Source organism: Pseudomonas sp. HOU2 (genome assembly GCF_040729435.1).
Lineage (GTDB): Bacteria > Pseudomonadota > Gammaproteobacteria > Pseudomonadales > Pseudomonadaceae > Aquipseudomonas.
Map to the genome: position 1 here is coordinate 3,973,746 of NZ_CP160398.1, position 13,853 is coordinate 3,987,598.

The following is a 13,853-nucleotide window of genomic DNA, read 5'->3' on the forward strand; positions in this document are numbered from 1 at the left end:
CGCCGCCGAGCGGGAGCAAGCTCCCTCGCCACAGAGATAGCAAACGTGCCTCGGTTACGCATCCGGGCTATCAATCTGCTCCAGCATCCACTTCACAAAATCCCGCACTTTCGGCACTTCCGCCGCATGTTCCGGGTAGGCCAGGTAATAGGCGTCGGAGCTGGGCATTGCATGCTGCCAGGGAATGACCAGTTTGCCGTCGGCCAATTCCTCCTCCACCAGAAACCGTGGCAGCAGCGCCACGCCGCAGCCGACCTGGGCGGCGCGGATGCACATATAAAAGGTTTCGAAACGTGGACCGTGGTAGCTGTGCTCGGTGTGATAGCCCTGACTGTCGAACCAGTCGTGCCATGCCTGCGGGCGCGAGGCATTTTGCAGCAGCACCAGATCGGTCAGTTGCGTCGGGTCGGTGAACGGCTGATCCGGCAGGCTGCCCGGCGCGCAGACCGGCACCAGTTCTTCGCCGAACAGCTTCAGGCATTCGGTGCCGGGACGTGAGCCTTGGCCGAAATAGAACGCCAGATCGCTGCGCCCCTGCAGCAGGTCATCGGCTTCCTGCTCGTTGCACAAGTCGAGATGGATCGACGGATGGCGAAGGCGCCAGCCCTTCAGACGGGGCACCAGCCAGCGCGCGCCGAAGGTCGAGGGCGTGGAAACGCGCAGGACTTCGGTCTCGCCGCCGTAGGAACGCAGGTAATGCGTGGACATTTCCACCTGCGTGAGGATTTTTCGGACTTCCACCAGGTACAAATCCCCGGCCGGGGTCATCTGCAAACGCCGACGCACCCGGCGAAACAACAAGTGCTGCAACAGTTCCTCAAGCTGCGCGACCTGTTTGCTGACCGCGCTCTGGGTCAGGTTCAGTTCTTCGGCGGCCCGGGTGAAGCTCAGGTGCCGGGTCACGGCTTCGAAGCACTGCAGCGCAGTGATCGACGGCAAGTGGCGTTTGTTCAGCATGGGTGATCCCTTTTTCTTGTCTTTCTGTGCGCAGCATGAATAAACGGAATGATATCTCGCGTAAAGGTCGTTTGTTGCCTTGCCCTCGGGAAGCTACAACTAAAGGCCTGCCCGGTCGTGAACGTTCGGCCGCACACATTCAGTTTTCCGCTTGAGGAGTGACCCATGGTTGCCGCATTGCTTGATCGTCTTGGTGTGAACCCGGCCCTGTACCAGAACGGCAAAGTGCCGGTGCATTCGCCCATCGACGGCAGCCGCATCGCCGCCGTGAACTGGGAAGGCCCGGCCGAAGTCGAGCAGCACATCAGTCGCGCAGATCATGCGTTCGAGCAGTGGCGCAAGGTGCCGGCCCCGCGTCGCGGCGAGCTGGTGCGTCAGTTCGGCGAAGTGCTGCGTGAATACAAGGCTGACCTCGGCGAGCTGGTGTCGTGGGAAGCGGGCAAGATCACTCAGGAAGGCCTCGGTGAAGTGCAGGAAATGATCGACATCTGCGACTTCGCCGTCGGCCTGTCGCGTCAACTGTACGGCTTGACCATCGCCTCCGAGCGCCCGGGCCACCACATGCGTGAAACCTGGCATCCGCTGGGCGTGGTCGGCGTGATCAGCGCGTTCAACTTCCCGGTCGCAGTGTGGGCGTGGAACACCACGCTAGCGTTGGTCTGCGGCAACCCGGTGGTGTGGAAACCGTCGGAGAAAACCCCGCTGACCGCACTGGCCTGTCAGGCGCTGTTCGATCGTGTGGTGAAGAATTTCAGCGATGCGCCGGCGCACCTGTGCCAGGTGATCATCGGTGGCCGTGACGCTGGCGAAGCGCTGGTGGATGATCCGCGTGTCGCGCTGATCAGCGCCACCGGCAGCACCCGCATGGGCCGCGAAGTGGCGCCGAAAGTCGCCGCACGTTTCGCCCGCAGTATTCTGGAGCTGGGCGGCAACAACGCGATGATCCTCGGCCCGAGCGCCGATCTGGACATGGCCGTACGCGCCATTCTGTTCAGTGCGGTCGGTACTGCCGGGCAGCGTTGCACCACCCTGCGTCGACTGATTGCTCATGAGTCGGTGAAGGAAGAAATCGTCACCCGCCTCAAAGCCGCCTATTCGAAAGTGCGCATCGGCCATCCGCTGGAAGGCAATCTGGTCGGTCCGCTGATCGACAAGCACAGCTTCGAAAACATGCAGGACGCGCTGGAGCAGGCGCTGAGCGAGGGCGGTCGGGTGTTTGGCGGCAAGCGCCAACTGGAAGATCAATTCCCGAATGCCTACTACGTGTCGCCGGCCATCGTCGAAATGCCGGAGCAGAGTGATGTGGTCTGCAGCGAAACCTTCGCCCCGATTCTCTACGTGGTGGGCTACAGCGACTTCCAGGAAGCGCTGCGCCTGAACAACGCGGTGCCGCAAGGTCTGTCGTCGTGCATCTTCACTACCGACGTGCGCGAGGCCGAGCAGTTCATGTCGGCGGTTGGCAGCGACTGCGGCATCGCCAACGTCAACATCGGCCCGAGCGGCGCGGAAATCGGCGGCGCGTTTGGTGGCGAGAAGGAGACCGGTGGCGGTCGTGAATCGGGCTCCGACGCTTGGCGCGCGTACATGCGCCGGCAGACCAATACAGTGAACTACTCGCTGGAGTTGCCGCTGTCGCAGGGCATCACCTTCGATTGAAATTGAGCAAAAGCTGAAAAGATCGCAGCCTTCGGCAGCTCCTACAGGGCTGCGGTTGGCTGCGGTTTTGTAGGAGCTGCCGAAGGCTGCGATCTTTTTAGTGCCCACAACGCAATTGGTTAGGTTTCTGTTGGAGTCTGGCAATGCCGTTACGCGAAGAATGTCTGTGGGAAAAACTCACGCCCCAGCGCCCGGATAACACCGCGCTGCGGGGCGAGGTCAAAGTCGATGTCTGCGTGATCGGCGCCGGGTTTACCGGGTTGTCGGCGGCGCTGCATCTGTTGGAAAAAGGCAAAAGCGTCTGCGTGCTCGAAGCGCATCGTGCCGGGCATGGCGGTTCCGGGCGCAACGTCGGGCTGGTCAACGCCGGCATGTGGATCCCGCCGGACGAGATCGAGGCCGGATTCGGCGAAGCCGTCGGCAGTCAGCTCAACCGCATGCTCGGGGCGGCGCCGGCGCTGGTGTTCAGCCTTGTGGATAAATACAACATCGATTGCCAGCTGCGCCGCGAAGGCACCCTGCACATGGCGCACAACGCCAAGGGCGAGGCGGATCTACGCAGTCGCGAGCAACAATGGAAGCGTCGCGGCGCGCCGGTCGAGTTGCTCACCGGCAAGGCCTGCGAGCAAGCCACCGGCACACAGAAGATCGCCGCCGCATTGCTCGACCGCCGCGCCGGCACGCTCAATCCGATGGCCTATGTCACCGGGCTGGCCAATGCGGTGAAAGGCCTGGGCGGGCAGATGTTCGATCACTCGCCAGTGACCCGACTCGAACGCGTGGGCCAGCAATGGTCGGTACAGACCGAGCACGGTTCGGTGCTCGCCGAGCAAGTGGTGATCGCCTCCAACGCTTACACCGAGGGCGACTGGACTGAACTCAAGCGCAACTTCTTCCCCGGTTACTACTATCAGGTCGCCTCGGTGCCGCTGACCGAAGACGCCGCCCATGAAATCCTCCCCGGCGGGCAGGGCTCGTGGGACACGCGGCAGGTGCTGAGCAGCATCCGTCGCGACAAGGACGGCCGCCTGTTGCTCGGCAGTCTGGGCAACGGCAACCAGAAGCCGACGTGGTTCCTCAAGGCCTGGGCCGACCGGGTGCAGCAGCATTACTTCCCCAACCTGAAACCGGTGGAATGGGAATGCACCTGGACCGGGCGCATCGCCTTCACCCCCGATCATTTGATGCGACTGTTCGAGCCGGCACCCGGACTGGTGGCGGTCACCGGTTACAACGGTCGTGGCGTGACCACCGGCACCGTGGTCGGCAAAGCCTTCGCCGACTATCTGTGTAACGGAAATCCTCAAGCCCTGCCGATCCCCTTCGCACCGATGCAGCCCCTGGCCGGTGTCGGCCTGCGCAGTTGCCTGTACGAGGCCGGGTTCTCGCTGTATCACGCGGGCCAGTGCCTGCGCATCGTCATTTGAGTGTTGAAATATGTTGCCGGAAGCGGCGCTTTTCGATGCAGCGACTAGCCTGTAATGGTGCGGGTTGTAGCAGTCCCGCACCAGCAGTGTGCAGTTCGGTGACGCGAGCTGTTACAGGCTGGTTGCACATCGTTTGGTGCCGCGGTTGCAATGATGGCGCAAGCGGGTTGCGCCTGAGGTTTAAAAAGGTTTCACCTTCCGCGGTTTAGACGGTTGCACGCCCAATGAAAATGGGAACGAAACAGTCGAAATAACAAGAAAGCAGCGACTTTTTGAAGAATAAAAAACCGATGGCACGGCGCTTGCTCAGAGCATTCAGTGAAGTGAAGTCGCAGTGCCAACTAAAAAAAACCTTGGAGCACCACCTCATGTCCCAGACGTTTTACAAGAAAGGCTTTCTGGCCCTCGCAGTAGCTACTGCGCTGGGTGTTTCTGCGTTTGCTCAAGCTGATGTGAAAATCGGTGTAGCGGGTCCAATGACTGGCGCCAACGCGGCATTTGGTGAGCAGTACATGAAGGGTGCACAGGCAGCGGCGGACGCGGTCAATGCGGCGGGCGGCGTCAATGGCGAGAAAATCGTACTGGTCAAGGGCGATGACGCCTGCGAACCGAAGCAGGCAGTGACAGTCGCCAAGGACCTGGTCAACCAGAAAGTCGCCGGCGTGGTCGGGCACTTCTGCTCCTCTTCCACCATTCCAGCCTCGGAAATCTACGACGAAGCCGGCGTTATCGCGATCACCCCGGGTTCCACCAACCCGCAGGTGACCGAGCGCGGCCTGAGCGCCATGTTTCGTATGTGCGGGCGTGATGACCAGCAAGGCATCGTCGCGGGCGATTACATCGTCGACGTGCTCAAGGGCAAGAAAGTCGCCGTGCTGCACGACAAGGACACCTACGGTCAGGGCCTGGCCGATGCGACCAAGGCTCAACTGGAAAAACGTGGCGTGAAGCCGGTGCTGTATGAAGGCCTGACCCGCGGCGAGAAAGACTTCAGCGCCGTGGTCACCAAGATTCGTGCAGCCGGTGCCGACGTGGTCTACTTCGGCGGCCTGCACCCGGAAGCCGGCCCGCTGGTCAAGCAACTGCGTACCGAAGGCCTGAAAGACGTCAAGTTCATGTCTGATGACGGCATCGTCACTGACGAACTGGTGACCACCGCCGGTGGCCCGCAATACGTTGACGGCGTGCTGATGACCTTCGGCGCGGACCCACGCCTGCTGCCAGACAGCAAGACGGTAGTGGATGCGTTCCGCAAGGCCGGCACCGAGCCTGAGGGCTACACCCTGTACGCCTACGCGTCGGTTCAGACCCTGGCGGCCGCCTTCAACGGCGCCAAGTCCAACAGTGGCGAAAAAGCCGCCGAGTGGCTCAAGGCCAACCCGGTGAAAACCGTCATGGGCGAGAAAGCCTGGGACAAGAAGGGTGACCTGAAAGTGTCCGACTACGTGGTTTACCAGTGGGACGCGAGCGGCAAATACCATCAGCTGGAAAAACAGAAGTAAGGGCTGACGCGATTCGCTTAACCCCCACCAATACCTGTGGGAGCGGGCCCGCCCGCGATGGCGTCAGGTCAGTCGACACACAGGTTGGCTGATCCACCGCTATCGCTGGCAAGCCAGCTCCCACAGGAGCTTGGGTGGGGATGGGCTGATCGCGCTCTGACATTGCTCCGACGTAAATCTGTATTTTTCCTAGAAGAACCGCCCGCTCCGGTGGGCAGGTTCTCATTGCGTGAGATTGCGTTATGGATGGTATTTTCCTGCAGCAACTGGTCAACGGCCTGACCCTCGGGTCGGTCTATGGCCTGATCGCCATCGGCTACACAATGGTCTACGGCATCATCGGCATGATCAACTTCGCCCACGGCGAGGTTTACATGATTTCCGCGTACCTCGCGGCAATCAGTCTGGCTCTGCTGGCTTATTTCGGTATCGAATCCTTCCCGCTGTTGATGCTCGGCACGCTGGTCTTCACCATCGTCGTCACTGGCGTTTATGGCTGGGTAATCGAACGCGTCGCCTACAAACCTCTGCGCAACTCCACCCGACTGGCACCGTTGATCAGTGCCATCGGTATCTCGCTGATCCTGCAAAACTATGCCCAGATCAGCCAGGGCGCCCGCCAACAGGGTGTTCCGACGCTGCTCACCGGTGCCTGGCGTATCGACGTTGGCAGCGGTTTCGTCCAACTGACCTACACCAAGATCTTCATTCTGGTCGCCGCATTTGTCGGCATGGGCCTGCTGACCTACGTGATCAAGTACACCAAGCTCGGCCGCATGTGCCGCGCCACCCAGCAAGACCGCAAGATGGCTTCGATCCTCGGGATCAACACCGACCGGGTGATTTCCTACGTGTTCATCATCGGTGCAGCGATGGCGGCGCTGGCCGGCGTGCTGATCACCATGAACTACGGCACGTTCGACTTCTACGCAGGCTTCGTCATCGGCATCAAGGCGTTCACCGCCGCCGTGCTTGGCGGGATCGGCTCACTGCCCGGCGCGATGCTCGGCGGGATCATTCTCGGGATCTCCGAGTCGCTGTTCTCGGGCCTGGTCAACTCCGACTACAAAGACGTGTTCAGCTTCTCGCTGCTCGTACTTGTTCTGGTCTTCCGGCCTCAGGGCCTGTTGGGCCGTCCTCTTGTGTCGAAGGTGTAAGCGATGTCTTCAACCACTCAAAAAAATATCGATATCAAAAAAAGCCTGGTTGAGGCGATTCTGGCCGGCCTGATTGCCCTGATCGTTTTTGGTCCGATTGTCGGTGTCGTGCTCGACGGCTACAGCTTCAACCTCGAACCAACCCGCGTGGCGTGGATCATCGGCATTGTCATGATCGGCCGCTTTGCCCTCAGCCTGTTTCTGCAGACGCCCAAGGGCCTGAAGATTCTCGACGGCTTCGAGAGCACCGGGTCCGGTGTGCATGTGCTGCCTGCCGATCACAAATCACGCCTGCGCTGGATCATTCCACTGTTGATTGTGCTCGCGGTCATTGTGCCGTTTGTTTCCAACTCGTACCTGCTGGGCGTGGTTATCCTCGGGCTGATCTACGTGCTGCTGGGGCTTGGGCTGAACATCGTGGTCGGTCTGGCCGGCCTGCTCGACCTCGGTTACGTGGCGTTCTACGCCATCGGCGCCTACGGTCTGGCGCTGGGTTATCAGTACCTCGGGCTGGGCTTCTGGACCGTACTGCCACTGGCGGCGATCACCGCGGGCCTGGCCGGTTGTATCCTCGGTTTTCCGGTGCTGCGTCTGCACGGTGACTATCTGGCAATCGTGACCCTGGGCTTCGGGGAAATCATCCGTCTGATCCTCAACAACTGGCTGTCGCTGACCGGCGGCCCGAACGGTATGCCGGCGCCATTGCCGACGTTCTTCGGCCTGGAGTTCGGCAAGCGGGCCAAGGATGGCGGGGTGCCGTTCCATGAGTTTTTCGGCATCGCCTACAACCCGGACGTGAAGTATTACTTCATCTACGCGGTGTTGTTCCTGGTGGTGCTGGCCGTGCTGTACATCAAGCATCGCCTGGTGAAAATGCCGGTGGGCCGCGCCTGGGAAGCCCTGCGCGAAGATGAAATCGCTTGCCGCTCGATGGGCCTGAACCACGTGTTGGTCAAGCTCTCGGCGTTCACCATCGGTGCGTCGACCGCGGGCCTGGCCGGGGTGTTTTTCGCCACCTACCAGGGCTTCGTCAACCCGACCTCGTTCACCTTCTTCGAATCGGCGCTGATCCTCGCCATCGTCGTGCTCGGCGGCATGGGCTCGACCATCGGCGTGGTGATCGCGGCGTTCGTGCTGACGGTAGCTCCGGAATTGCTGCGCGGCTTCGCCGAATACCGCGTGCTGCTGTTCGGCATCCTGATGGTGTTGATGATGATCTGGCGACCACGCGGGCTGATTCGCATCAGCCGTACCGGGGTCACTCCACGCAAAGGTGCCATTCACTATGAGAGGACTGCGCCATGAGTGAAGTCGTACTCTCTGTGGAAAAACTGATGATGCACTTCGGTGGCATCAAGGCTCTGAGCGATGTCAGCCTCAAGGTCAAACGCAACTCGATCTTCGCCCTGATCGGGCCGAACGGCGCCGGCAAGACCACGGTGTTCAACTGCCTGACCGGGTTCTACAAGGCATCCGGCGGCAAGATCGAACTCAACGTGCGCGGCAAGCAGACCAACGTCATCCAGCTGCTGGGCGAGTCTTTCAAACCGACCGACTTCGTCTCGCCGAAAAGCTTCCTCAGTCGCCTGTACTACAAGATGTTCGGCGGTACCCATTTGGTGAACCGCGCCGGCCTGGCCCGGACATTCCAGAACATTCGCCTGTTCAAGGAAATGTCGGTGCTGGAAAACCTGCTGGTGGCGCAGCACATGTGGGTCAACCGCAACATGCTGGCCGGCATCCTCAACACCAAGGGCTACCGCAAAGCGGAAAGCGATGCGCTGGATTGCGCGTTCTACTGGCTCGAAGTGGTGGATCTGGTGGACTGCGCCAATCGTCTGGCCGGTGAGCTGTCCTACGGTCAGCAACGTCGTCTGGAGATCGCCCGGGCCATGTGCACCCGCCCGCAGATCATCTGCCTCGACGAACCGGCCGCCGGCCTCAACCCTCAGGAAACCGAAGCGCTGAGCGCGATGATCCGGCTGCTGCGCGACGAGCACGATCTGACCGTGGTGCTGATCGAACACGACATGGGCATGGTGATGAGCATTTCCGACCACATCGTGGTGCTGGACCACGGCATTGTCATCGCCGAGGGCGGGCCTGAGGCGATCCGCAACGATCCGAAAGTGATTGCCGCCTACCTGGGCGCCGACGAAGAGGAGCTGGTATGAGCAAACCGATCCTCGAACTCAAAGATCTGGACGTGTTCTACGGCCCGATTCAGGCCCTCAAAGGCGTGTCGCTTGAGATCAACGAAGGCGAGACCGTCAGCCTGATCGGTTCCAACGGCGCGGGTAAGTCCACACTGCTGATGTCGATCTTCGGCCAGCCACGGGCGGCGGGCGGGCAGATCCTCTATCAAGGTGTCGACATCACCCACAAGTCCTCGCACTACATCGCCTCCAACGGCATCGCGCAGTCGCCGGAAGGGCGGCGGGTGTTCCCCGACATGACCGTCGAGGAAAACCTGCTGATGGGCACCATCCCGATTGGCGACAAGTACGCCAAGGAGGACATGCAGCGCATGTTCGAGCTGTTCCCGCGGCTCGAAGAGCGCCGTACCCAGCGGGCGATGACCATGTCCGGCGGCGAGCAGCAAATGCTCGCCATCGCCCGTGCGCTGATGAGCCGACCGAAATTGCTGCTGCTCGATGAGCCAAGCCTGGGGTTGGCGCCGATCGTGGTGAAACAGATCTTCGCCACCCTGCGGGAACTGGCGAAAACCGGCATGACCATTTTCCTCGTCGAGCAGAACGCCAACCATGCGCTGAAACTGTCAGACCGGGCGTACGTGATGGTCAATGGCGAGATTCGCCTGACCGGTACCGGTAAAGAGCTGCTGGTGAATGAGGAGGTGCGTAACGCTTATCTGGGCGGGCACTGATTCTTCCTGAGTTGTCCACAAAGCCCCGCGACGAAAGTACCGGGGCTTTTTCATTCCTCAAATTCACCAAGGCCCCTGTGGGAGCTGGCTTGCCAGCGAAAGCGGTTTGCCATTCAGCAATGATGTTGGCAGTGACTCCGCCATCGCTGGCAAGCCAGCTCCCACAGGTAAAATTGTGACCTTCGGCAGAATTGTGGAAAACAAATTCCCATAGCTGCCAAAGCGCGACATATAGACGCTGCAAATGGCTGTTTTTCCACAGTTTTGACTTGTCCCCGTTTGCTGTGGAGCTGGCTGTGAATAACGTGGGAGTAGCTGGCTGCAGCCCTTGTTAACCGTGGCTTGCAGGCCGGTGGTTGATTATTGATCAGGCATTTTTGCGGAGGCTGAAGACGCTGTTGTCAACCTTTTTCTAGGCTGCACTGCAGTGACAAATTGGTGTGAACAAGCCTGTGGATAAGTCTGTGATTAAACTCTGGAAAGACCGCGCTGAGGGCCGTAATTACTGGCCTCGCGCAATCACTGCTCTGACCGGTAGGTCGTGCAAAATGCCATCTCCGGCACAACAGCCGCTTCAGGGTCAAGCAAAAAACTTTCTATTTCCTGCGCAAAGCCTTGTGTGGCGCGGCTTTGCGCGTTTCCACTTGCCCCCGGAAACTGTGGAAGGGACTGTGGATAACGTGCGTGCACATGGCTACAGGCCACGCCCCACATGGCGTAGCAACGGTTGATCAATTTTTGATCTGGAGTGCGCTTATGTAGGAGCTGCCGCAGGCTGCGATCTTTTGATCTTGTCCCTAAAAGTCAAAAGATCGTCCGAACGCGGCCCGAACCTGCGGCAGCTCCTACATGGGTTGATGTTGCTCGTCCGTGCCGGGCCGGGCATGCTGGCTGCTGATTTTCTATTTCAATGGCCGCGCTCGTGGCCGACGCAAGGAGAACACGATGTCCAACACCCTGTTTATTACCGGCGCAACCTCCGGTTTTGGTGAAGCCTGTGCCCGTCGTTTCGCCGAGGCTGGCTGGAAACTGGTGTTGACCGGTCGTCGTGCAGAACGTCTCGACGCGCTGTGCGCCGAACTGTCGAAGCAGACCGAAGTGCATGGTCTGGTGCTCGACGTGCGTGACCGCAAAGCGATGGAAGAGGCGATCGCCAATCTGCCGCCGTCGTTCGCCAAGCTGCGCGGCCTGATCAACAACGCCGGGCTGGCGCTGGGCGTCGACCCTGCACCGAAATGCGACCTCGACGACTGGGACACCATGGTCGACACCAACGTCAAAGGGCTGATGTACAGCACCCGCCTGCTGTTGCCACGGTTGATCGCTCACGGCCGTGGCGCCGGTATCGTCAACCTTGGCTCCATCGCCGGCAACTACCCATATCCGGGCAGCCACGTGTATGGCGCGACCAAGGCGTTCGTTAAACAGTTTTCGCTGAACCTGCGTTGCGACCTGCAGGGCACCGGCGTGCGCGTCAGCAACATCGAGCCGGGCCTGTGCGAAAGCGAGTTCTCGCTGGTGCGCTTTGCCGGTGACCAGGAACGTTACAACGCCACCTACGCCGGTGCCGAACCAATCCAGCCGCAGGACATCGCCGAGACCATTTTCTGGGTGCTTAATGCCCCGGCGCACATCAACATCAACAGCCTGGAGCTGATGCCGGTGAGCCAGACCTGGGCCGGTTTTGCCATCGAGCGTAACAAGGCGTAAGACCCTGTGGCGAGGGAGCTTGCTCCCGCTGGACTGCGCAGCAGGCCCGTTTTTTTGCACTGAAGAGCGGGGGCGCTCCGCACCCCAGCGGGAGCAAGCTCCCTCGCCACAAAACCGGGCATAACCGGCGATAAGGTAAACTCAACTCCGACAAACTCCACCGCACCCCGCGGTTCAAAGGTTTTTAGAGGAGGCTACGTGAGTAACCGAGGTGAGCAGTCACTGCTCAAACAATCGACCATCCTGATGTTCGCCGTGTCGATTGCCGGGATCGTCACCGGTTTTGTTTCAGGTTCGCAATCCATCCTTTTCGATGGTTTTTTCTCGCTGATCGCAACGTTCATCAAAGTGCTGATGCTGATCACCGCACGGCTGATCGCCAAAGAAAGCAACCACCGCTTCCAGTTCGGTTTCTGGCATCTGGAGCCGATGGTGCTGCTGATCGAAGGCAGCTTCCTGCTGTTGATCGCGATCTATGCGTTTCTCAACGGTGTGTTCGGCATCATCAACGGTGGCCGCGAGATCGAGCTGGGACTGGTGATCATTTATGCGGCGGTGTTCACCGTCGTCGAATTCGCCTATTTCTTCTACGTGCGTCGGCGCAATCGCAAGCTCAAATCCAGCCTGATCCAGTTCGACAACATCAGTTGGCTGGTGGACGCGATGCTCTCGGTCGGCCTGTTGATCAGTTTTCTCGCCGCGTTACTGCTCAAGGCGCAGGGCTTCGGCGAGTGGGCGAAGTTTGTCGACCCGCTGATCCTGATCGTGCTGGCCCTGACCATGTTGCCGCCGGCGTTCAAGATCCTTGGCCCGGCGCTGCGTGATGTACTGGGTATTGCCCCGGACACCCTGAATGATCTGGTGCGTCAGGTCATGGAAGCGGCAAAGGTCGAGCATGGTTTCGACGACTACGTGACCTACGTGCAGAAGCACGGGCGGGCGCGTTTTATCGAGATTCATGTGGTGTTGCCGGCGGATTACCGGTTGCAGAGCGTTGGGCAACTGGATGCGTTGCGTGAGGAGATTTCGGCGCAGTTAGGCGAGCCGGATGCGGCGCGCTGGTTGACCATCAGCTTTACTGGCGACAAGAAGTGGATCGCCTGATTCAGAGCTGCTGAATCTCCTGTGGCGAGCGAGCTTGCTCGCGCTGGGCTGCGAAGCGGCCCCGGATTTTTGTGAGTGCTGCGCACTCAAGCGGGAGCAAGCTCCCTCGCCACAGGATAAGTTCAGTCAATCAGTTCAGGTATTCAGCCAATCCGCTGTAGCACGTCGCCAAGTGATAAGGCGTCGTCGAAGGCATGTCCTTGCGGCTGACCTCTCCCAGCTCATCCCGGCACTCATGCCACCCGCCCGCATGCAGAAACCGCTGCTGCAGCGCCTGCAACTGGCGCAGCACTGCGGCTTCGCTGTCCGGGCGCAAGGTCAGGGCGCGCAAGTATTCCGCTTGCGCCCAGATCCGTTGCGTCGAATCCTTCGGGCGACCGTCCAGTTGCAGATCGAGCATCGCCCGCACGGCGCCGGACGGCTGTTCAACCCCGAATTGCTCAGTGAAAGCGAACGCCCGCTCCAGCGCAGCGTGCAGTTTCGAGCCGCGCAGCAGGGCTGAAGACTCAAGCAGGAAATACCACTCGAACTGATGCCCCGGTTCGTACCAGTTATCCACAGCCCCCAGCGGTTTCTCCATCAACACCCCGTGTTGCGGATCGACGAACTGCTTGTGCATGGCTGTGCATAACTCGACCAGCGCTTGCTGCGTCGCCGCGTCTTCACGTACCGCCAAGGTGGCGAGGAACGCTTCGGCCAGGTGCATCAGCGGGTTTTGCAGCGGGCCGGTTTGCAGGGTGATCCAGTCGCGGTCCAGGCAGGCTTCGTACAGCCCGTCGCCGGTGGCGAAACGGCGGCCGATGACTTCCAGTGCGGCGTTGAGCGTGGATTCCACCAGCGGCTCGCGGGACTTGGCCCAGTAATGGGCGCAGGCGAACAGGATGAAGGCGTGGGTGTAGAGGTCTTTGCGCTGATCCAGCGGCTTGCCTTGCGCGTCGATGCTGTAGAACCAGCCACCATGCTCGGCATCGTGGAAATGCCGTTGCAGCGAGCGGAACAGCGCGGCGGCGCGTACGTCGGCGTTATCCACAACCCCGATCAGGCTGGAAAACAGGTACAGCTGCCGTGCGCAGGCCATCGCCCGATAGCGTTGCGGTGGCAAGGGTTGATGCGCCGCGTCGAGTGCCTCATAGGGCAGCGCCATGTCGGCGTTCCAGCCCGGGCCTTGCCAGAGCGGCACGATCACGTTCAGAAAGTGCTGATGCACATCGCTGAACAGGGCGGTCAATTCGGGCAGGAAGGTGGAGCGGCAAGCATGGGGCATTGGCGGACGTCGTCACGGCTGGGGCGATTGCGCGACATGGTAGCAGAGCGACGGCCTTTAGAGACGCGGTGTCTGTCAGTCCGCCTTCGCGAGCAAGCCCGCTCCCACAATTGAATCGGGTTCGCAGCATGACTCTTCCACCATTGAACTGAATTCGCGACCTGATTCTGTAGGAGCTGCCGCAGGCTG

11 protein-coding genes are annotated in these 13,853 nt (G+C 60.5%); 9 read left to right on the forward strand and 2 right to left on the reverse strand.

The genetic code is table 11. The features are described 5' to 3' along the window. Positions 1-54: 54 nt before the first annotated feature. Positions 55-957, reverse strand: coding sequence for a LysR family transcriptional regulator (locus tag ABV589_RS17925; RefSeq protein ID WP_169842525.1), 903 nt, complete (start codon positions 955-957; stop codon positions 55-57). Between the two features lie 165 nt (positions 958-1,122). On the opposite strand from ABV589_RS17925, the gene ABV589_RS17930 reads away from it, so the two are divergent. From ABV589_RS17930 to ABV589_RS17970, 9 genes are all read left to right on the forward strand, one after another. Then, a complete protein-coding gene (locus tag ABV589_RS17930) occupies positions 1,123-2,613 on the forward strand; it encodes an aldehyde dehydrogenase family protein (RefSeq protein ID WP_367082824.1) in 1,491 nt (496 codons plus the stop codon). A 143-nt stretch (positions 2,614-2,756) separates the two neighbouring features. Continuing rightward, the gene (locus tag ABV589_RS17935; protein WP_367082826.1) at positions 2,757-4,040 is read left to right on the forward strand and encodes an FAD-binding oxidoreductase; all 1,284 of its coding nucleotides are present in this window, start codon (positions 2,757-2,759) and stop codon (positions 4,038-4,040) included. A gap of 368 nt (positions 4,041-4,408) precedes the next feature. Continuing rightward, the gene (locus tag ABV589_RS17940; protein ID WP_041065631.1) at positions 4,409-5,542 is read left to right on the forward strand and encodes an ABC transporter substrate-binding protein; all 1,134 of its coding nucleotides are present in this window, start codon (positions 4,409-4,411) and stop codon (positions 5,540-5,542) included. 242 nt (positions 5,543-5,784) lie between these two features. Next, on the forward strand, positions 5,785-6,699 hold the full coding sequence (locus ABV589_RS17945) for a branched-chain amino acid ABC transporter permease (protein ID WP_027613532.1): 915 nt from the start codon (positions 5,785-5,787) through the stop codon (positions 6,697-6,699). A gap of 3 nt (positions 6,700-6,702) precedes the next feature. Further along, complete coding sequence (gene livM / locus ABV589_RS17950) at positions 6,703-8,004, forward strand: high-affinity branched-chain amino acid ABC transporter permease LivM (RefSeq protein ID WP_367082829.1); 1,302 nt, start codon at positions 6,703-6,705, stop codon at positions 8,002-8,004. Further along, positions 8,001-8,873 carry an ABC transporter ATP-binding protein gene (locus ABV589_RS17955; protein ID WP_166218085.1) on the forward strand — a complete coding sequence of 291 codons (873 nt, stop codon included), beginning with the start codon at positions 8,001-8,003 and terminating at the stop codon, positions 8,871-8,873. Before livM ends, ABV589_RS17955 begins: the two co-directional genes overlap by 4 nt. Then, the gene (locus ABV589_RS17960; protein ID WP_007967489.1) at positions 8,870-9,586 is read left to right on the forward strand and encodes an ABC transporter ATP-binding protein; all 717 of its coding nucleotides are present in this window, start codon (positions 8,870-8,872) and stop codon (positions 9,584-9,586) included. Before ABV589_RS17955 ends, ABV589_RS17960 begins: the two co-directional genes overlap by 4 nt. Positions 9,587-10,531: 945 nt before the next feature. Next, positions 10,532-11,296: an SDR family oxidoreductase gene (locus ABV589_RS17965; protein WP_027613536.1), complete on the forward strand. Its 765-nt coding sequence runs from the start codon at positions 10,532-10,534 to the stop codon at positions 11,294-11,296. Between the two features lie 198 nt (positions 11,297-11,494). Then, positions 11,495-12,400: a cation diffusion facilitator family transporter gene (locus tag ABV589_RS17970; RefSeq protein WP_367082832.1), complete on the forward strand. Its 906-nt coding sequence runs from the start codon at positions 11,495-11,497 to the stop codon at positions 12,398-12,400. Between the two features lie 130 nt (positions 12,401-12,530). On the opposite strand, the gene ABV589_RS17975 is transcribed toward ABV589_RS17970, so the two are convergent. Beyond that, positions 12,531-13,664: an AGE family epimerase/isomerase gene (locus ABV589_RS17975; protein ID WP_367082834.1), complete on the reverse strand. Its 1,134-nt coding sequence runs from the start codon at positions 13,662-13,664 to the stop codon at positions 12,531-12,533. Between the last annotated feature and the right edge of the window lie 189 nt (positions 13,665-13,853).